Source organism: Actinospica robiniae DSM 44927 (genome assembly GCF_000504285.1).
Lineage (GTDB): Bacteria > Actinomycetota > Actinomycetes > Streptomycetales > Catenulisporaceae > Actinospica > Actinospica robiniae.
This window is the reverse complement of sequence record NZ_KI632511.1, coordinates 4,888,388-4,907,485: the sequence shown is the minus strand read 5'-3', so window position 1 is coordinate 4,907,485 and position 19,098 is coordinate 4,888,388. Positions and strand designations below refer to the sequence as shown.

Annotated in this window: 18 protein-coding genes; 7 read left to right on the top strand and 11 right to left on the bottom strand. The window is 71.0% G+C overall.

Annotated features, from left to right (window positions below):
• Nucleotides 1-31 precede the first annotated feature (31 nt).
• Both treS and ACTRO_RS20730 read left to right on the top strand, forming a co-directional pair.
• On the top strand, nt 32-1,744 hold the full coding sequence (gene treS / locus ACTRO_RS20735; protein ID WP_034265382.1) for a maltose alpha-D-glucosyltransferase: 1,713 nt from the start codon (nt 32-34) through the stop codon (nt 1,742-1,744).
• Between the two features lie 81 nt (nt 1,745-1,825).
• Nucleotides 1,826-3,376 carry a maltokinase N-terminal cap-like domain-containing protein gene (locus tag ACTRO_RS20730; RefSeq protein ID WP_051451135.1) on the top strand — a complete coding sequence of 517 codons (1,551 nt, stop codon included), beginning with the start codon at nt 1,826-1,828 and terminating at the stop codon, nt 3,374-3,376.
• Between the two features lie 32 nt (nt 3,377-3,408).
• Here the strand turns inward: ACTRO_RS20730 and ACTRO_RS20725 are convergent, their stop codons facing one another.
• A complete protein-coding gene (locus ACTRO_RS20725; RefSeq protein WP_051451134.1) occupies nt 3,409-4,386 on the bottom strand; it encodes an undecaprenyl-diphosphate phosphatase in 978 nt (325 codons plus the stop codon).
• 98 nt (nt 4,387-4,484) lie between these two features.
• Between ACTRO_RS20725 and ACTRO_RS20720 the strand changes: the two genes are divergently transcribed.
• On the top strand, nt 4,485-5,177 hold the full coding sequence (locus ACTRO_RS20720) for an RraA family protein (RefSeq protein WP_034265378.1): 693 nt from the start codon (nt 4,485-4,487) through the stop codon (nt 5,175-5,177).
• A 38-nt stretch (nt 5,178-5,215) separates the two neighbouring features.
• Here the strand turns inward: ACTRO_RS20720 and ACTRO_RS20715 are convergent, their stop codons facing one another.
• From ACTRO_RS20715 to ACTRO_RS43625, 5 genes are all read right to left on the bottom strand, one after another.
• The gene (locus ACTRO_RS20715; protein WP_034265375.1) at nt 5,216-5,830 is read right to left on the bottom strand and encodes a hypothetical protein; all 615 of its coding nucleotides are present in this window, start codon (nt 5,828-5,830) and stop codon (nt 5,216-5,218) included.
• A gap of 88 nt (nt 5,831-5,918) precedes the next feature.
• The gene (locus ACTRO_RS20710) at nt 5,919-7,379 is read right to left on the bottom strand and encodes a protoporphyrinogen/coproporphyrinogen oxidase (protein ID WP_245594439.1); all 1,461 of its coding nucleotides are present in this window, start codon (nt 7,377-7,379) and stop codon (nt 5,919-5,921) included.
• Nucleotides 7,380-7,642: 263 nt separating this feature from the next.
• Nucleotides 7,643-8,809 (bottom strand): AI-2E family transporter, encoded by a 1,167-nt coding sequence (locus ACTRO_RS20705; RefSeq protein WP_051451133.1) that lies wholly within the window; start codon nt 8,807-8,809, stop codon nt 7,643-7,645.
• 30 nt (nt 8,810-8,839) lie between these two features.
• Nucleotides 8,840-9,142 carry a co-chaperone GroES gene (locus ACTRO_RS20700; protein ID WP_051452462.1) on the bottom strand — a complete coding sequence of 101 codons (303 nt, stop codon included), beginning with the start codon at nt 9,140-9,142 and terminating at the stop codon, nt 8,840-8,842.
• A gap of 118 nt (nt 9,143-9,260) precedes the next feature.
• Nucleotides 9,261-9,668 carry a DUF3618 domain-containing protein gene (locus ACTRO_RS43625; RefSeq protein ID WP_051451132.1) on the bottom strand — a complete coding sequence of 136 codons (408 nt, stop codon included), beginning with the start codon at nt 9,666-9,668 and terminating at the stop codon, nt 9,261-9,263.
• Nucleotides 9,669-9,840: 172 nt separating this feature from the next.
• On the opposite strand from ACTRO_RS43625, the gene bcp reads away from it, so the two are divergent.
• On the top strand, nt 9,841-10,317 hold the full coding sequence (bcp, locus tag ACTRO_RS20690) for a thioredoxin-dependent thiol peroxidase (RefSeq protein ID WP_034265367.1): 477 nt from the start codon (nt 9,841-9,843) through the stop codon (nt 10,315-10,317).
• Nucleotides 10,318-10,395: 78 nt separating this feature from the next.
• Here bcp and ACTRO_RS20685 read toward each other — a convergent pair whose 3' ends face one another.
• A complete protein-coding gene (locus ACTRO_RS20685) occupies nt 10,396-10,836 on the bottom strand; it encodes a hypothetical protein (RefSeq protein ID WP_211244362.1) in 441 nt (146 codons plus the stop codon).
• Between ACTRO_RS20685 and ACTRO_RS49020 the strand changes: the two genes are divergently transcribed.
• Nucleotides 10,817-11,419 (top strand): hypothetical protein, encoded by a 603-nt coding sequence (locus ACTRO_RS49020; RefSeq protein ID WP_211244361.1) that lies wholly within the window; start codon nt 10,817-10,819, stop codon nt 11,417-11,419. The genes ACTRO_RS20685 and ACTRO_RS49020 overlap by 20 nt on opposite strands.
• A gap of 83 nt (nt 11,420-11,502) precedes the next feature.
• Here ACTRO_RS49020 and ACTRO_RS43620 read toward each other — a convergent pair whose 3' ends face one another.
• From ACTRO_RS43620 to ACTRO_RS20660, 4 genes are all read right to left on the bottom strand, one after another.
• A complete protein-coding gene (locus tag ACTRO_RS43620; protein WP_051451131.1) occupies nt 11,503-12,273 on the bottom strand; it encodes a DUF6114 domain-containing protein in 771 nt (256 codons plus the stop codon).
• Nucleotides 12,274-12,394: 121 nt separating this feature from the next.
• On the bottom strand, nt 12,395-13,048 hold the full coding sequence (locus ACTRO_RS20670) for a DUF6230 family protein (protein WP_034265355.1): 654 nt from the start codon (nt 13,046-13,048) through the stop codon (nt 12,395-12,397).
• A gap of 450 nt (nt 13,049-13,498) precedes the next feature.
• Entirely contained in the window at nt 13,499-14,431 is a 933-nt protein-coding gene (locus ACTRO_RS20665; RefSeq protein ID WP_034265351.1) for a tetratricopeptide repeat protein, read from the bottom strand.
• A gap of 145 nt (nt 14,432-14,576) precedes the next feature.
• Nucleotides 14,577-17,012, bottom strand: a complete 2,436-nt coding sequence (locus tag ACTRO_RS20660) for a DNA gyrase/topoisomerase IV subunit A (protein ID WP_034265348.1) — start codon at nt 17,010-17,012, stop codon at nt 14,577-14,579.
• 155 nt (nt 17,013-17,167) lie between these two features.
• Between ACTRO_RS20660 and ACTRO_RS20655 the strand changes: the two genes are divergently transcribed.
• Entirely contained in the window at nt 17,168-17,773 is a 606-nt protein-coding gene (locus ACTRO_RS20655) for a DUF5998 family protein (RefSeq protein WP_034265345.1), read from the top strand.
• Between the two features lies 1 nt (nt 17,774).
• Nucleotides 17,775-18,953, top strand: coding sequence for an alkaline phosphatase family protein (locus tag ACTRO_RS20650; RefSeq protein WP_034265341.1), 1,179 nt, complete (start codon nt 17,775-17,777; stop codon nt 18,951-18,953).
• The last annotated feature ends 145 nt before the right edge of the window (nt 18,954-19,098 follow it).

The window sequence follows — 19,098 nt, the reverse complement described above, 5'->3', positions numbered from 1 at the left end:
CGTGGTGCTCCTCCTGAAGCCAAGGAGTGACGTGATCGTCAACGAGCCCGTCTCGGACTCCCCGCTCGACCTGCCCAAGAGCGAGCGCGACCCGGAATGGTTCAAGCGCGCCGTGTTCTACGAGGTACTGGTGCGCTCCTTCCAGGACGCGAACGGAGACGGCACCGGCGACCTCAAAGGACTGACCTCAAGGCTCGACTATCTGCGATGGCTGGGCATCGACTGCATCTGGCTGCCGCCGTTCTTCAAATCCCCGTTGCGCGACGGCGGCTACGACGTGGCCGACTACACCGACGTGCTGCCCGAGTTCGGCGACCTCGGCGACTTCGTCGACTTCGTCGAGCAGGCGCACCTGCGCGGCATCCGCGTGGTCATCGACTTCGTGATGAACCACACCAGCGACCAGCACCCGTGGTTCCAGTCCTCGCGCAACGACCCGCAGGGGCCTTACGGCGACTTCTACACCTGGGCCGACGACGACAAGCAGTTCTCCGACGCCCGCATCATCTTCGTCGACACCGAGACCTCGAACTGGACCTTCGACCCCGTCCGCAAGCAGTACTTCTGGCACCGGTTCTTCTCCCACCAGCCGGACCTGAACTACGAGAATCCACACGTCCAGGAGGAGATCCTGGCCGCGCTGCGGTTCTGGCTCGACCTCGGCATCGACGGGTTCCGGCTGGACGCCGTGCCCTACCTCTACCAGCGCGAGGGCACCAACTGCGAGAACCTGCCGGAGACGCACGCGTTCCTCAAGCGGGTCCGGGCCATGATCGACTCGGAGTACCCGGACCGGGTGCTGCTGGCCGAGGCCAACCAGTGGCCCTCGGACGTGGTGGACTACTTCGGCGACCCGGCCACCGGCGGCGACGAGTGCCACATGGCCTTCCACTTCCCGGTCATGCCGCGCATCTTCATGGCGGTGCGGCGGGAGTCGCGCTACCCGGTCTCGGAGATCCTGGCCCAGACCCCGGCGATCCCGCACAAAGCCCAGTGGGGGATCTTCCTGCGCAACCACGACGAGCTGACCCTGGAGATGGTCACCGACGAGGAGCGCGACTACATGTACACCGAGTACGCCAAAGACCCGCGGATGAAGGCGAACGTCGGCATCCGGCGCCGGCTCGCGCCGCTGCTGGAGAACGACCGCCGCCAGATCGAGCTGTTCAACGCGCTGCTGTTCTCGCTGCCCGGCTCGCCGGTGCTCTACTACGGCGACGAGATCGGGATGGGCGACAACATCTGGCTCGGCGACCGCGACGGGGTGCGCACGCCGATGCAGTGGACCCCGGACCGCAACGCCGGGTTCTCCAGCTGCGATCCGGCCCGGCTGAACATGCCGGTGATCATGGATCCGGTCTTCGGCTATCAGTCTACGAACGTGGAGGCGGCCACCCGCAACTCCTCCTCCACGCTGCACTGGACCAAGCGGATGATCGAGGTGCGCCGCCAGAACCCCGCTTTCGGGCTGGGCACTTACACTGAACTCGGGTCCACCAATCCCTCGGTGTTCGCGTTCGTGCGCGAGCTGAGGGGGCAGGAGCCGGGTTCGGACGACCTGGTGCTCTGCGTGATGAATTTCTCCCGTTTCCCTCAGCCTACCGAGCTCGACCTGCGTGAATACCAGGCGATCGAGCCCGTGGAGCTGCTCGGCGGGGTCCGCTTCCCGAAGATCGGGGAGCTTCCCTACCTGCTCACACTCGCGGGCTACGGCTTCTACTGGTTCAGGTTGCAGCGACCGTAGCGGGTATAGGGAGTGAAACGGCAAGCCGCAAGGACGCGGCTTGCGGGAGCGGGCCCTTGGGCAGAAAGGGAGTCGCAGACCATGACCTCGATGGTCGAACACGCGCACGCCGCGCCGGCGGACGCCCGAGTGGACGGGCAGCTGGCACGGTTGCTGGCCGAGTGGCTGCCACGGCAGCGCTGGTACAGCGGCAAGGGGGCGCGGATCGGGGCGGACGGGGTGGTGGTACTGCGGCGGATCGAGTGCTCGGGGCAAGGCCGGGATCCGGCGTTGACCCTGGTCATCGCCGAGGTCCGGCCGCAGGGGCGCGATCCCGAGCGCTACCAGATCTTCCTGGGGCTGCGCGAGCACCTGCCCGAGGGGCTCGAACACGCCGAACTCGGCCCGCTGCGCGACGCGGAGGGCCGGGAGAAGCGCTGCTACGACGCCCTGCACGACCCCGAACTGGCCGGATGGCTGCTCTCGCGGCTGGCCGGAGGGGAGGTGGTCGGGCCGCTGCGTTTCCATCTGCTGCCCGGTCGGAAGGTCACCAAGGGCCTGCGCTCGCTGGTGCTGACCGGGGAGCAGTCCAACACCTCCGTGATCTACGGGGACAAGCTCATCTCGAAGTTCCTGCGCCGCGCGGTGCCCGGGGTCAACCCCGACCTCGAGCTCTCGCTGGCGCTGGCCGACGCCGGCTGCCAGAACATCCCGCAGCCGGTCGGCTGGATCGACCTGGCCTTCTACGAGCCGATGGGGGCCGCCGCGCCCGACGCGGCGTCCGCCGGCTCCGAGCCGGGCTCGGGGCACGGCGACGGGCCGGCCGGGCCGGACGCCGGTCCGCAGGAGGACGACCCGGACCAGCAGAGCCGGGGCTACAGCGCTCCGGAGCCGATCACCGTGGCCACCGTGAGCGAGTTCCTGCCCACCGCCACCGACGGCTGGCTGCTGGCCCAGGCCAGCGTCCGCGACCTCTACGCCCAGCCGGAAGGCGTCGAGCCGCGTAACGCCGGCGGGGACTTCGGTCCGGAGGCGCTGCGCCTCGGCGCCGCGTCCGCGCGGGTGCACCACGACCTCGCCACCGCCCTGCCCACCGCCCGAATGGAGCCGGCGGAGCTCGAACAGGTGGCCGGCGCCATGATCGAGCATCTGCACCGAGCGGCCGAACGCGTGCCCGCGCTGGTGCCGTACGTCTCCGCGCTGCGGACCGCGCTGCTCGAGCTGACCAAGCTGGACGAGCCGGTGCTCACGCAGCGTGTCCACGGCGACTTCCACCTGGGCCAGTGCATGCGCACGGTCCAGGGCTGGGTGCTGCTGGACTTCGAGGGCGAGCCCAACCGCACCCTGGCCGAGCGCCGGGCGATGGCTCCGGCGATCAAGGACATCGCCGGAATGGCCCGTTCCTTCGACTACGCGGCGCACCACCTCGGCGGCGACCCGGACCGGGCGGCCGATTGGGCCGAGCACAACTTCGACGCCTTCTGCGCCGGATACGCCTCGGTCAGCGGCCAGGACCCGCGCGAGCAGGACGTGCTGCTGCGCGGCTACGCCATCGACAAGGCGGTCTACGAGGCGGTCTACGAAGCGGCGAACCGGCCCACCTGGCTCAGCATCCCGCTCACCGCCGTGGCCAGGCTGGCCGAATCGGTCTGAGTCCGCGGCCGGCGCACCGCCGGCCGCCCGGGCTACTTCACGACGCCGAAGTACACCAGCGAGAACAGCCCGAACACGCCGCTGTAGACGGCGAACGGGATCAGCGACCGGTTCTCGAAGTAGCGCACCAGGAAGCGCACCGACAGGTACGAGGCGATGAACGCCACCACCGAGCCGACCAGGGCCGGGCCGATCCAGGACTCGTACTCGGGCTCCATCAGCGTGGGCACCTTGTACAGGCCGGCCAGCAGGATCACCGGCGTGGCCAGCAGGAAGGCGAACCGGGCCGCGTCGTCCCGGCTCAAGCCCTTGAACAGGCCGGCCACGATGGTGGCGCCGGACCGGCTCAGGCCCGGGAACAGGCCGGCGATCTCGGCCGCGCCGATGGACATGGCCGTCTTCGGGCTCAGCCGGGCCAGGCGCACGTCGCTGGCGATGTCCGGCGGCAGCTCCCGGCCGTACTTGTCCAGCTCGCGCACGCTCGGCTCGCCGGTGCCGACGCCCTTGCGCCGGCCGCCGCGCTGCTTGCCCTTCGCGCCGCCCTTCTCCGCGGCGTAGAGCATGAGGCCGTTGAGCATCAGGAAGGCGCCGGCGTACGTCGGCTTGCCGAGGTCGGTGCGCAGCAGCTTGTCCAGGATGACGCCCGCGATGCCCACCGGGATGGTGGCGAACACGAGCAGCCACGCCAACTTCTCGTAGGGTGTGCGGATCTGCTTGCGCCTGATCGAGCTGAACAGCCCGCGCACGATCCGGACCCAGTCGTCCCGGAAGAAGACCAGCAGGGCCAGCGCCGTCGCCACGTGCAGCGCCACGATCAGCGCCAGGTAAGGGGATTTCGGGTTCGTCATGCTCAGATCGCTGGCCCATTGCCCGCCGAGGTAGGCGGGGATCAGCACGGAGTGACCCAGGCTGGAGACCGGGAAGAGCTCGGTGACGCCTTGGACCAGGCCGAGGACTATCGCCTCGGCATAGTGTTCGACCGTGGTCAGCGAACTGGGCAGCGTTGACATGGCCAAAGCTTAGTCAGTCGGCCGGACTCGGCGGTTTGCCGTCGGTGTAGGGCCTGCGACAACTTCGTCCCAATTCCGGCGCCGTTACGCTTTCGGCCATGGTGAACGAGTTCGACGAACTTTCCACGCCGCTCATCGCCGACGCGTGCGTGCGGGCCGGCGTGCAGGCCCGGGTGGCTCCGCTGGGAATCCGGCCGGTCACAACGGGTATGCGGCTGGCCGGGCGGGTGCTACCGGTGCGGCACTACGGCAGTGTCGACGTCTTCCTCGAGGCTTACGGCGCGGCCCGGCCCGGCGACGTGCTGGTGATCGACAACGCCGGCCGCGTCGACGAGGCCTGCATCGGCGACCTCGCCGTGCTCGAGGCGCGAGCGGCCGGCGTGGCCGGGATCGTGGTGTGGGGCCTGCACCGGGACACCTCGGAACTGGTCTCGATCGGCTTGCCCGTGTTCAGTTACGGCGCGTTCCCGTTCGGCCCGCTGCGGGTGGATCCGCGTGAGCCGGAGGCGCTGCACAGCGCCCGGGTCGGACCGCATCTGCTGACCGGGAACTGGACCGTGTTCGCCGACGACGACGGCGTGCTGTTCGTGCCCTCGGAGCACGCGGAGCGGATCCTGTCGGCAGCACGCGGAATCCGGGACACCGAGCGGGCCCAGGCGGAGCGGATCGTGGCCGGGGACACGCTGCGTCGGCAGACCGGGTTCGAGGATTACCTGCTGCGGCGGGCGCGGGATCCGCAGTACACCTTCCGCGCGCATCTGCGCCGGGTCGGCGGCGCGATCGAGGAGTAGCGCGATCCCCTTGCCGGGCAAGGGGATCGGGCCCGCGCCTAGGAGTTGATCAACTCGTCGGGGGTGGTGAACCAGGAGGTGAGCGCCGTGGGCGTGGTGCCCGCGGCCTCGGCCACCCGGTCCCAGGGCATCGGCTCGGGACCGCCGGCCGCGATGCCGATGACCTCGCGCAGCATCGCGTCGACCACGCGGCGGGCCTTGACCAGCGAGGTCACCGCGGTCTCGAAGGCGTAGCGGTCCACCTCGCGGATCGTCATCGGGAGCCAGCCGTTGAGCATGCCGATGAACTGGCGGCGCAGCGCCGGGTCGAGCTCGCCGAGGACGGTGACCGAGCCGTCACAGCGCACTTCCGCGAGCATCATCCCCTCGGCGTCCCGGACGATGCTGCGCACCTGCTGGTAGCTCTGGTACCGCAGCGCCGTCGAGTCGGCCTCCGCGCCGACCAGCCGTTCCGCGAAGTCCCGCAGCCGTGGCGCGACCGCGGCGGCGTACGCCCGGAAACTCTCGCCGTCCAGCGGTCCGCCGGCCTCGCTGCGCACCGAGGCCGGGTCGACCACCTCTACCGCGGCCGTGGTCCACAGTCGACGCCCGTCCTGACCCGCGGAGACGACCATGTCGTAGTCGATCCGGTCCGGCTGGTAGAACCTCGTCATAGCGCCCATTTCTGCCACACCGCGGCGAATGAACGATGAACAGCGGATCTATCGGCGGTGAACAGGCGCGGGCCACCCCGCAGCCCTGTCAGGTCTCGACGATGTGCCGGGTGAACCGCTCCCGGGCCGCGTTCCAGTGCTCGCGGTCGAACTCGCCGCCGCCGAGCGCGTCGGCCGCCTCGTAGCCCATCAGCATCGCGTGGTGGGTGTTGTCCGGGGTGAACAGGCCCTGCCGGCCGAAGGTGGTCACGTGCGGCAGCTGCTCGACCCAGTCCTCGAGCACCGAGAGCTGCTCCTTGTAGCCGCGGTGGTAGACCGGGTAGACGTTGCGCACCCGTTTGACCTGCACCCAGTCCATGTTCAGCTCGGGCAGTCTGGTCTCCCGGGTGCACTCGCGCACCACGTCGGCCAGCTCGTCGTCCGAGGCGTTCCAGATCTCGTCGCCTATGTCGCAGGGCAGCTCGAAGCAGACCACGTCCCGGTCGTCCGGGTCCTCCGGGTTGATCCGGTGGTTCATCGGCTCGGAGATGCGGGTGACCGGGGTGCGCCCGCCCGGGATGTAGTGCACGTCGTGCTTGGTCCAGCGCCCGCCCCGGTGCACCACGTACACCAGCACGATGGCCCGGAACTTCAGGTCGCCGCTCGCGTCCACCGCCTCGTACGGGGCGCCGGGGCTGGTCATCCGGGCCAGCAGCGGCAGCGGCAGGGTGGAGAAGACGTGCCGGGCCCGCAGCCAGGAGCCGTCGCTGTACGGGTCGGGGGTCCAGCCGGTGCGTTCGGCCGCCGCGGAGTGGTACTCGGACCGGCCGAGCTTGACCGAGACCTCGTTGTGGCCGATCTCGATCCGCTCGGCCGCGCTGCCGAGGCGCAGCCGCGCGCCCGCCTGCACGGCCGCGTCGGCCATGGTCTCGCACAGCTGGCCGAAGCCGCGGCGCGGGTAGAAGTAGGCCAGCGACTCGCTCGAGAGCGAGTTGCGCACCGCCCGGGCCAGCGCCGAGAGCGCGGTGGGCGCGCCCGCCTTGCGCCGGGCCTGCTCCGCGTCGATGTACCCGCCGTCGACGCCCCACAGCTTGCGCGCGTAGGGCGCGTAGACCTGGTCGTAGAGGGTCGGGCCGAAGCCGGCCCGCATCAGGTCCGCGTAGCTGTCGGCCTGCTCCTCCTGCTTCGGCTTGCGCCAGGCCGTGCCGATGGCCTCGAAGGCCGCGCGCGCCATCGGCACCGCGGGCAGCGCCCGGGCCAGCTCGCGCGGTTTGAAGGGGTAGGTGATCCACTTGTCGCCGAGCAGCAGCTTGCCGTCGCGGTACCTGGTCTGCAGATCGGCACCGAGCAGGAAGCGCAGGTCGGCGAGCACGTAGCCGGGCATGTCCGGGTTCAGCCGGTGGCTGCCGTAGTCGACCCGGACCCCGGCGACGTCGAAGGAGGCGGCCATCCCGCCCACCGCCTCGGCCCGATCGAGGACGATCACGTTCAGCCCGCGGCGGGCTGCCCGCCAGGCGGCCGACAGACCGGCGGGACCGGCGCCGAGAACGACCAGGTCAGTATTAACCACGAAGAGTCTCATCCATCATGTGTGCCAAGCTCAGTATGCTGAAGATTGCAGCACCGTCCAAGTCTAAGGTTGGCCGGTGGCCGAGTGCCCTGGTTCATTGTCTCGCTTGGGTATCACGCGTCGGCGCCGCGCCGCGCTGACCCGGACGAGCTCACTCATACGGGATCTATCAGCGACGAAAGCCGCGTTCCTTCCGCGGGCTCGGCGCGCGTCGGCGCCCTCCAGCGTCCCACAAAGGACGGTTCAACGGCGTGTAAAGCCGGTCAGCGCCGTTCCAGCCGGGGGAGCAGGATCTCCTGCGCGATCAGTTTGAGCGCGGCGGCGACCGGGATCGCCAGCAGGGCGCCGATGATGCCCATCAGCGCGCCGCCCATCAGCACCGCCACCACGGTCACGATCGGCGGGACGTCGACCGCGTGCCGCATCACCTTGGGCAGCAGCAGGTAGTCCTCGGTGAGCCGGAAGGCGATGTAGAACACCAGCGTCGCGAGGGCCACCGGCACGGACTGGGAGAGCGCCACCAGGGTGACGATGGCGCCGCCGATGGTGGAGCCGATCACCGGCACCATGTCCAGCAGGGCCACCATCAGGCCGAGCGCCGCCGGGTAGGGGATGCCGACCGACGCCGTCCAGACGAAGGTGGCGAAGCCGGCGATGCTGGCGTTGAGCGCCGAGCCGAGCATGTACCGGCCGACCTGGGTGAGGATCTCGTCGCCGATCGCCCGGGCCCGGACGCGGCGGGAGGCCGGCACGGTGCGGAAGGCCGCGTTGACCACGTTCGGCAGCCCGGCCAGGAAGTAGATGGTCAGCGCCACCACGGCCAGCGTGGAGGTGAGCATGTCCAGGACGTACTTGCCCGCGCCGACCACGTTCGTCAGGGTGCTGGCGCCGAAGCCCTTGGAGTTCAGCGACGTCTCGACCTTGTCGAAGACGTGGTACTTCGCCTCCATCCGGCCGAGCCAGGTGGAGCGGTCCTGCGCCTCCTTGAACAGCCGCGGGACCTGGTGCACCAGCGCGGTCACCTCGCGGTCCACCGGCGGCACGATCACCGCGAGGAATCCGGCCACCAGCGCCAGCATGCCGAGCCCGACCAGCAGCACCGCGACCGACCGCGGCATCGGCAGCCGCTGCTGCCGGGTGAGCGCGGTGACGACCGGGTTGAGCGAGACGGCGAAGAAGAGCGAGAGCAGGACGAGCACCAGCACCGACTCCGCGTGCGCGGCGACCCGCAGCACCAGATAGGCCGAGAGCGCGCCGGCCGCCAGCCCGAAGGCGTAGGTGAAGTAGGAGCTGCTCACCAGCCGGTCGCGCTGGTCCCGCTGCGTGCGCGGGACGAGCGGTGCCGGCTCTTTCCGTTGCGTCGTCGCGGGTTCGACCGCCTCGAGCCTGATGCTCGGCGTCGCCTCCACGGACTCCCCGCCCTCGTCCACCGGTCTCCCCCTGCCCCGGTCCCGCCGCGCCTAGAGGTAGAGCCCGGTGGCCTCACCGGACTCGCTCAGGCGCTCCGCGGCCACCGCGTGGATGTCGCGTTCGCGCAGCAGCACGTAGGCCGTGGCCCGCACCTCGACCTCGGCCCGGTCCTCCGGGTCGTAGAGCACCCGGTCGCCGACCTCCACCGTCCGCACGTTCTGCCCCACCGCGACCACCCGCGCCCAGGAGAGCCGCCGGCCCACCTGAGCGGTGGCGGGGATCAGGATGCCGCCGGTGGACTTGCGGTCGCCCGCAGCGTCGTCGGCCAGCACGAGCACGCGGTCGTGCAGCATCTTGATGGGCAGCTTCTCGTCGGAAGCGGGGTTACGGCGGCTCACGGACTCGACGGTAGCGCATCACCGCCGCAGCCTGCTCGCCTTCGCCCGCGACGCCGCTCCCCGAGGCCCCGGGTCAGCGCCGGCGCAGCAGCCGCAACGCGACCACGCCGCTGACGACGGTGACGAAGCTCCCGGCGACGATCGCGGCCCGGTCCTTGCGCACCCCGCCCTGCGGGGTGACGAACGCGCCGCGCGCCTTGGCGTTGGTCCGCCGCATCATCGCCCGCGGGGTCAGCCGCTCGGTGAGCTCGTCCAGGGTCACCGCGAGCCGGTCCCTGGTGTACTCGATCTCGGCCTCTATCTGAGCCGGGCTGCGGTGGTCCGCCGACCCGTTGCTCTCGGCGGCGCGTCGCATCGAGGCCTGCGACTGGGGCGAGAGGGAGAGCACCGGGTTGGCCGCGGCGGTGCCCTTGCGGGCCTCCGCCTGGTCGGCGTCCTCGATCGCTCCTGGCCCGGTCCACGCGTGCTTCTTGGCGCTCATGCTTCCCCGAGTGCCCGCCGTGTGATCGTCCTAACATCCGTTGGGCCGATCGAGCGGGGCACGGGGGCGCGCCGCCGAAGCGCGGCGTCCGCGCGCGATCCGACGAGGCGTCACCGGCCGCCGACGGCTGTCGGTGGCCGTCGCTGTCGGGCGGGCGGGCTAGATTGGCGCTATGAGCGACCCGATCCGTCTCACCCCGGGCGAGCCCGCCCCCGCCTTCACCCTGCCGGACGCCGACGGCAAGCCGGTCTCGCTGGCCGACTACGCCGGGCGCAAGGTGATCGTCTACGTCTATCCGGCCGCGATGACCCCCGGCTGCACCAAGCAGGCCTGCGACTTCCGCGACTCGCTGCAGTCGCTGGCCGCCGCCGGCTACGCCGTGCTGGGCCTGTCGCCGGACAAGCCGGAGAAGCTCGCGAAGTTCCGCGAGCGCGACGGCCTGACCTTCCCGCTGCTGTCCGACCCGGACAAGGAGGTGCTCAGGTCCTACGGCGCCTTCGGCGAGAAGACGATGTACGGAAAGACCGTCACCGGCGTGATCCGCTCCACCTTCGTCGTGGACGAGCAGGGGAAGGTCGAGCTGGCCCAGTACAACGTCCGCGCCACCGGGCACGTGGCGAAGCTGCGCCGGGACCTCGGCCTCGGCTGACGTCCGGCACCCCGCGCAGCATGGTGCCCGTTGACCGGTCGGACCGGTCAACGGGCACCGTGCTTTCGCCGTGCGGGGCTACTGCGGCGAGGCGACGCCGTCGGAGGAGTAGCCGGCGAATCCGGGCACTGTGATGCTGTCGGTGTGCAGGCCGCCGATGACCGTGGTCACGTCGGTGAAGATGACCGGCACCAGCGGCACGGTCAGCCCGACCGGCAGCGGCGGCAGGTGGTCCGGGTCGTAGGTCTGGCCGATCAGGCCGTAGAGGTCCGCCGTCATGCTCTTGACCATCAGGTGCGGGTTGGTGAGCGTCGTGGTGGTGCCCGACCCGGCGTTGTTGAAGACGGTCTGGCCGTTCTGGATCGAGTAGGTCACCATCGAGGTGATCGTGATCGAACTCGCCGTGAAGTCGAGGATGTTCTCGTCGGTGTACGACTTCGAGTCCGGATCCCAGACCTTTATCGACTTCACGCCGTTGAACGTGAGGTTCCACATCGTCATGGAAGGGGTCTTCATCACCCACGGCAGGATGGACGCGGTGAAGTCGTCGGACGGGCTCGCCGACGCCTCGGCGGCCAGCTTCGAGGCCTCCTCGGCGGAGATGCAGTTCGGCGAGGCGTCCGACGCGGCATCCGGCGCGCCGAGGGCGGCCGCGGCGTTGACCGCGTGGGCCGTGGCGAGCGGCGCGACGGCGTCCTGGACCACCGAGTCGTCGGTGGACGTCGGGCTGTCGGTGAAGATCCAGGTCCACACGCCGTTGAGCCAGCCCCAGAAGCCGTTGCCGTCAGTGCTCGACGACGCACTCGTGGACGGGCTCGCCGGGCCCGCGGCGTTCGGCGCGGCAGCCTCCGACGCTGACGCGGAGGCCGACGCGGTGGGGGCGGGGGTGGCCGAGTCCGAGGGCTTCGGCTTCGACGAGGGCTCGCTCGTCGTCTTGCCGGCGGAGGCCGTGGCCGAGGCCGTCGGCGTCGCCGTGGGACTGGATGCGCTCGGCGCGCTCGACGCGGCGCCGTTCGCGGACGCGCTCTGCCCGGTGGGGCAGACGCTGGGGAACGGCAGGCTCGGGCTGGTCGACGCGGCCAGCGCGGGCGCGGCCGCATAGGCTCCCACCAAAAGCACGACGACGGTGCCGGGCACCGCGATCGCCGTGGCCCGACGGCGGGAGCGCATGGTGGACGCCATGGCTCACTCCTCCTCGGGTGCGGGCTCGGACGGTGCCGTGTCGGCCTCGTCCGGGCGGGCGTAGTGCTCGATGATCTCCGTGTTGCGGGCGTGGTCGGGGCCGGCTGCGTCGTCCGCCGACTCGGCGGCGGGCTCTGCGGGCTCTGCGGGCTCGGCCGCGGGCGCCGCGGTGTCGAGCGGCGCGGTGGCCTGCTCGTCGGTGGCGGTGCTCGGCGCCGTCGCGCCGGCCGGCTCGGCCGCGGATGTCTCAGGGTTCTGGTTCAGCTGGTCCGCGGCGTGCGTCCGGGCGGCGGCCCGCCGCTGCCGGCGGGTGTCCTCGGTGTAATGCGCCCGAGGTGCCCAGGCCACCGCGAAGGCCCCGCCGAGCATCGCCAGCAGGAAGCCGAGAAGGAAACCGCCGAGGTTCGTGGCGATGAGCGACAGCAGGGCGACCATGATGGCCGCGATGCCGGAGAAGACCCGATACGCCGGGTAGAACCAGATCGTCACCGCGAAGATGATCAGGAACACCGAGATGAAGATCGTGGAGATTCCGGGCACGCCCATCGACAGCAGCTTGCCCAGGGCCGACTGCGTGACCAGGGGGATCTCCGCGCCGGCGAGCAGGATGCAGATTCCCGCGGTGAACGGCCGTCCGCGCCGCCAGCGGCGGAACGGGCGGCGGAAGCGCTCGGTCGGCGCGGCGAACCGGTCCCAGGCGCGGCCGATGGGGCCTAGGAAGCGGTCCAAGGCGCGGTCGGCGCCGCTGCTGACCTGGCCAGGGTTGGTGATCATGGGTTCCTCGCTCGAGAAGCTCCGGGATGGGCGCTCGGGCCGCGCCGCCGGACGTGCCGCCGCCGCGCAGGCGCAGAGCCTACGCGGCGAGGGCTTGGACGGCGGCCGTCGGCCACCGCGGTCAGTTGCCGGTGCTGGTCGCCGGGATGCAGCCCTTGCTGCCGGACGCGATGGACAGCGACATGCCCGTCAGATCGAACTCGCCCGCCGTGGTGGCGTTGGACACCTGCTGGACGCCCGTCAGGGTCGCCGAGTCGGCGGTCTGGGCGAACAGGCCCGGGGTGCCGCCGCTGTTGCCGGCGTCGGTGCCGATGTTCATCGTGGTGAAGTCGGCCTCGTCGGCGTTGAGCGACTGCAGGTCGATGACCAGGTTCTGGGCCGTGGCGCTGTCGGCCTTGAGGGTCAGCGTGTAGTTGCCGAGCAGGCCGCCGGTCAGCTTGCCGAGGTCGGTGGTGACCGACTGGCACAGGCCGTTGGTGATGGTCGCGCTGGTGAACGAGGAGACCGCGACGGGCGTCAGGTCCGACCCCTTGGGCGCCGAGGGGTTGTAGGAGGCGTCGTGGTCGATGCCGCCGTACTGGGCGAAGCCGTTGCCGTGGAGGGTGCCGACGGTCATCTGCGCGGTCTGGCCGGAGATGGCCAGGGACATCGCGATCGCGCCGTTGGCCATCATCACACCGAGCACACCCGCGACCGCGACCGTCGGCACCAGAACGATGCCCAGCCGCTTGAGCGAGGTGCGCCCCAGGACCTGTGCTCCCGAGGTGTCTTTCATCTGTCGTCCACTCCTATGTAGACCAATGTGCAGACCGTATGCCCGGCGAAGGCCGGTAGGAGGGATGTTCGAGGAGACCTCGCCGTATACACAAGAGTCGCGTTACCCGCCGGTAACCGAGCTAAGCGGCCGATGTCCGCGGGTCGCCCGCCAGGCCCGCGAACCGTGACGTTGGGTATTCGGCCAAAACAGGACAATGGCCTGCGAAATCTCCCACGTTCCGGCGGGATTCATACGGTGGGTAATCGGAAACTGCGACGTGCGGATTGGTAAAGAGTAGGTAATGTTCAGCCTGTCTGTTCGCCCGGGTTCGTTCGCCACCGGAAATGCGAACGCCCGGAGCCGACGGGCGGCTCCGGGCGGAAAACCCTTGGTCCAACGGGTGTTCCGGCCGATTCGAACCGGCTGGAACAGGGGTTATGACAGAGTTATGACAAAACCGGGACGGGGTCAGAACAGAAGCGCGGCCAGCCGCTGCCGGGACTTGGGCACCACCGGGTGCTCCGGGCCGAGCAGCTCGAAGTAGTCGATCAGCAGCAGCCGGGCCCGATCCCGGTCCGTGCCCGAGGCGGCCCGTACCGCGTCGAGCAGCAGCGCCACCGCGTCCTCGGGCCGGCCCGAGGCGAGCAGCACGTCGGCCGCCGCGCACTGCGCCTCCACGTCCTCCGGCGCCTCCTGCGCGGCCGCGAGCACCCCCGCCGGGTCCACCCCGACCGTCCGCCGCAGCAGCTCCACCTGCGCGAGCATCGCCTTGGCCTCGGCGTGCGCGGGCTGGTCCGAGAGCAGGTTGTGCAGGGCCTGGGCCGCGCCGTCCAGATCGTCCGACTCGAGCGCGGTGTACGCCGCCTCCAGCAGCGGGTCCAGCGGAGCCGGCGGCAGCGGCGCGGCGTCGTCCGGGCCGGTCATGCCGAACTCGGTCTCGGCCATGGTGATCAGGTCGGTCAGCCAGGCCCGCAGCTGCGGCTCCGGCTGCACCCCGGTGAACTCGCCCACCAGCTGCCCCTGCGCCACCGCCTTGACCGCCGGGATGCCCTGCACCCCGAGCATCTGGGCCAGCCGCGGGTTCGCGTCGGTGTCCACCTTGGCCAGCACGAACCGGCCGCCGAACTCCTCGGCCAGCCGCTCCAGCACCGGGCTGAGCTGCTTGCACGGCTCACACCACTCGGCCCACAGGTCCAGCACCACCGGAACCTGGAGCGAACGCTCGATCACCGAGGCCTGGAAGTCGGCCTCGGTCACGTCGATCACGTGCTCCGAGGCGCCGGAGGACGAGGCGGCCGCGGCCGAGCCGGCGGCGGATCCGGCTCTCGCGCCCGCGCCGGACGCGGGCTTCTTCAGCGCGGACAGGTCCACCACGCCGGCAGTCGAGAACGAAGGTCGCATGCCTTCAGTCTCCCACGCTGCGCGGGCCGCGCGGCGCACGCGCGGGGCGGCGGGATCCGCCGGATCCCACCGCCCCGCACGCACCGGCCACGGCCGACCCACCCGTCCCGGCCGTCCCAGCGGACGGCCGGTGCGGGGCGGCGGATCAGCTGCCGATGAACCCGATCGGCTTGGCCAGCGGCGCGCCCGACCCGTCCCGCCGCTCGTCCAGGGCCGGCAGCGCCAGCGCCCGGCCCTCCTCGTCCACCGGACGCGCCGGGTACGGCCCGGCCCAGGCGAACACCAGCCGGTCCTCGCCCTTGAGGAAGCGCTGGCAGCGCACCCCGCCGGTGGCCCGGCCCTTCGACGGGTAGAGCCGGTACGGCGTCGCCTTGATCGTGCTCAGCATCACCCCGGGCAGCGTGTCCCCGCTGCCGGCCACCGAGACCACCACCGCGTCCTGGTCCGGATCGACCACGGCGAAGGAGAGCACGCTCGCCCCGCCGTCCAGCTTGATCCCGGCCATGCCGCCGGCCGGCCGGCCCTGCGGGCGCACGAGCTCGGCGGAGAACTTCAGCAGCTGCGCGTCGGAGGTGATGAACACCAGGTCCTCCCGGCCGGTGCGCAGCTCGCGCGCGCCGACCACCCGGTCGCCGTCCTTGAGCGTGATCACCTCCATGGTGTCCTTGTTCGCCGGGTACTCCGGCACCACCCGCTTGACCACGCCCTGCTCGGTGCCCAGCGCCACCCCGGGGGAATCAGGGTTCAGGCTCATCACGCACAGCACCTGCTCGTCCTCGGCCATCCCGCGCACGAGTTCGCGCACGGAGATGCCGCCGGCCAGGTTCTCCGCGTCGCCCGGCATCACCGGCACGTCCACCACGGCCACCCGGTAGAGCTGGCCGGCCGAGGTCACCACGCCCAGATCCGCCCGCGTGGTCACGTCGATCAGGGACAGCAGCGCGTCGTGCTTGGCCCGCGGCCGGGCCGGATCCAGCGTGAAGCCGGCCGGCAGCCGGCCGAGCAGACCGGTCGTGGACAGCGCCACCCGGCACGGCTCGTCCGCCACCTCCAGCGGCACGTCCACGATCGCCGGCACCTCGTCCGCCTCGAGCAGCGCGGTGCGCCGCGGCGTCGCGTACTCCTTGGCCACCTTCGCCAGCTCGTCCGAGACCACCTTGCGCAGCAGGGTGTCCGACTCCAGGATCGCGGTCAGCTCGGCGATCTCCGCGCGCAGCCGCTCCTGCTCGTTCTCCAGCTCCAGCCGGTCGAACTTGGTCAGCCGGCGCAGCGGGGTGTCCAGGATGTAGTTCGCCTGGACCTCGCTCAGCTCGTAACGCTCCATCAGCCGCCGCCGCGCGTCGGCCGAGTCCTCCGAGGTGCGGATCGTCTCGATCACCGCGTCGATGTCGAGCAGCGCGATCAGCAGGCCGTCGACCAGGTGGAACCGGTCCTGCCGCTTCTTGCGCCGGAACTCGCTGCGCCGCCGCACCACCTCGAACCGGTGGTCCAGGTAGACCTCGAGCAGCTCCTTGAGACCCAGGGTCAGCGGCTGCCCGTCCACCAGGGCCACGTTGTTGATGCCGAAGGACTCCTCCAGCGGCGTCAGCTTGTAGAGCTGCGCCAGGATCGCCTCCGGGTTGAAGCCGTTCTTGACCTCGATGACGATCCGCAGGCCGTTCGTCCGGTCCGTCAGGTCCTTGAGATCCGCGATGCCCTGGACCTTCTTGTTCTGGACCAGCTCCTTGATCTTCGCGATCACCTTCTCCGGGCCGATGTTGTACGGCAGCTCGGTGACCACGATGGCCTGGCGCCGGCCGATCGGCTCGACGTGCGCCGAGGCCCTTATCCGGAACACCCCGCGCCCGGAGGCGTAGGCGTCGCGCACGCCGTCGAGTCCGACGATCCGGCCGCCGGTCGGCAGATCCGGACCCGGCACGATGCGCACCAGCTCCTCGAGCGTCGCCTCCGGATGCTTGATCAGATGCCGCGCCGCGGCGACGACCTCGCCCAGGTTGTGCGGCGGCATGTTCGTGGCCATGCCGACCGCGATCCCGGTGGTGCCGTTGACCAGAAGGTTCGGGAAGGCCGCGGGCAGCACCAGCGGCTCGGTCTCCTGCCCGTCGTAGTTCGGGCCGAAGTCGACCGTGCCCTCGCCGAGGTCGTTGGTCATCAGCAGCGCGGCCGGGGAGAGCCGCGCCTCGGTGTAGCGCATCGCGGCCGGCGGGTCGTCGTTGCCGAGCGAGCCGAAGTTGCCGTGCCCGTCGGCCAGCGGCAGCCGCATCGAGAACGGCTGCGCCAGGCGCACCAGGGCGTCGTAGATGGCGCCGTCGCCGTGCGGGTGCAGCCGGCCCATCACCTCGCCGACCACCCGCGCCGACTTCACGAAGCCGCGGTCCGGACGCAGCCCCATCTCGCCCATCTGGTACAGGATCCGCCGGTGCACCGGCTTGAGCCCGTCCCGCGCGTCCGGCAGTGCCCGGGAGTAGATGACCGAGTACGAATACTGCAGGTAGGAGTTCGACATCTCGTCGGTCACGTCGATATCGACGATCCGCTCCTCGAAGGGCTCGGACTCCCTGGTTGCGTTGCGCCGTGCCATCGATTCATCTCGCTTCTCGCCGCTGTGGAAACGCCACGGGCGCGCGCCACCGCGCGGTGCGCCCGAAGCACATTGTGCCGCCTGCGTCGGACACCGCGTGAAATGCCCCGCCCCGGTGTGCGCGCAAGCCCCGGTTCGGTGCGAGGATGGGACCCATGCCGAACACGACCCCGCTCGACCCGGGACTGCGGGAGGCCATCGAACGCAGCGGTTATTACCCGGCCCTGGTGGCCGAGGCGATCGAGGCGGCGATCGGCCCGGAACCCGTGCGCAGTCATCTGGTGCACCAGGAGACCACCTTCGACAACGAAGAGGTGCGCCGGCACGTGAGCGTGCTGGTCCTGACCGACACCAGGCTGATCATCGGACACACCGACGAGCACGGCACCGAGCCGGCCATCGACGGCATGGACAGCCAGGTCAGCTCGTACGCCTCCACCTCGACCGAGGCGATCCGGCTGGACCGCATCACCACCTGCGTCATCACCCGGGTCGTGGACGACCCGGCCAAGCACGTGCCCGGCACCCTGCCGCGCGAGGCCGTGCTCACCGTCGGCTGGGGCGCCATCGCCCGGATCGACCTGGAGCCGGCCGGCTGCGGCGACCCGCACTGCGAGGCCGACCACGGATATACGGGCACGATGTCAGGGGACGATCTCCAGCTGCGCGTGTCCACCGGCGCCGACGGCGCCGAGGCGGTCGCGCGCACCCTCGAGTTCGCCAGCGCCCTGAGCGCCGCCACCGCCGGGCTGCGCGGCTGAGTTGTCCGGCCACCAGCCCTCCGCCGTCGACGAGGACGGCCTCGATCCGCCCGCCTACCTCGCGGGCGCCCTGAACGACGTGATCCCGGCGATCGGCGCCGCCCTCGGCCTGCCCGCGGCGCACGAGGGCCGCGCCCTCGGCTGGAGCCCCGAGCCGACCCGCAAGGCCTGCCTGCTGCTGGTCGACGGCATGGGGCGCGAGCTGCTGCGCCGGCACGCCGCGTACGCGCCGTACCTGACCGCGCTGCTGGCCGAGCCCGGCATCGGCCACAGCCTGACCGCCGGATTCCCGTCCACCACCTCGACCTCGCTCGCCTCCGTGGGCACCGGCCTGCCGCCCGGCGCCCACGGCATGCTCGGCTACCGGCTGATGGTGCCCGCCACCGGAAGGCTGATGAACTTCCTGAGGTGGGATCAGAACGTCGATCCGCTCGAGTGGCAGCCGCGCGAGACGATGTTCGAGCGGATGACGGCGGCCGGGATCACGGTCACGCACGTCTCCGCCCCCAGGTTCGCCGACTCCGGCCTGACCCGCTCGGTCTTCCGCGGCGCCCGCTTCTCCGGCGCGGACTCCGCGGACGAGCAGGCGCGCCGCGCGGTCGAGGCGCTCGGAGCGGGGGAGCGCAGCTTCGTCTACCTCTACTACCGGGACCTCGACTTCATCGGCCACACCGTGGGCGTCGGCTCACCCCGCTGGCGCGAAGAGCTCTCCTACGTGGACGGCCTCGTGCAGCGCCTCGCCGAGCAGCTCCCGTCCGACGCCACCCTGTTCGTCACGGCGGACCACGGCATGGTCGACATCCCGCAGGACCACCGGATCGACATGGACCAGGACTGGGAGCTGCGCGCCGGCGTGGCCCTGCTCGGCGGCGAAGCCCGCGCCCGCCACGTCTACGCGACCTCCGGCGCCGCCCGCGACGTGCTGGCGATCTGGGAGGAGCGCCTCGACGGCATCGCCGTGGTCCGCTCCCGCGAGCAGGCTGTCGCGGAGGGCTGGTTCGGGCCGCCGGACGAGGTGGACGCCGGCATGGCGGCCCGCGTCGGCGACGTCATCGTGGCCATGAAGGGGGACTGGGCCGTGGTCGCGACCGAGCGCGAGGCCGTGGACGCGCGCCAGATCGGGATGCACGGCTCGCTCACCAAAGAGGAGCAACTGGTCCCCTTGTTGGAGATTCGCTAGCGCTCATCTCCCACACCTGCTTCCGGCCCTGGCCCTACGCTTCGCTACGGGTCAGGGCCTGTGTACGTACGGCTCCCTGTGCCTTTTTGGGGCACGGCCCCAAGCCCCACGCCGGGGCTCCGCCCCGGACCCCGCGCGCAGGTCA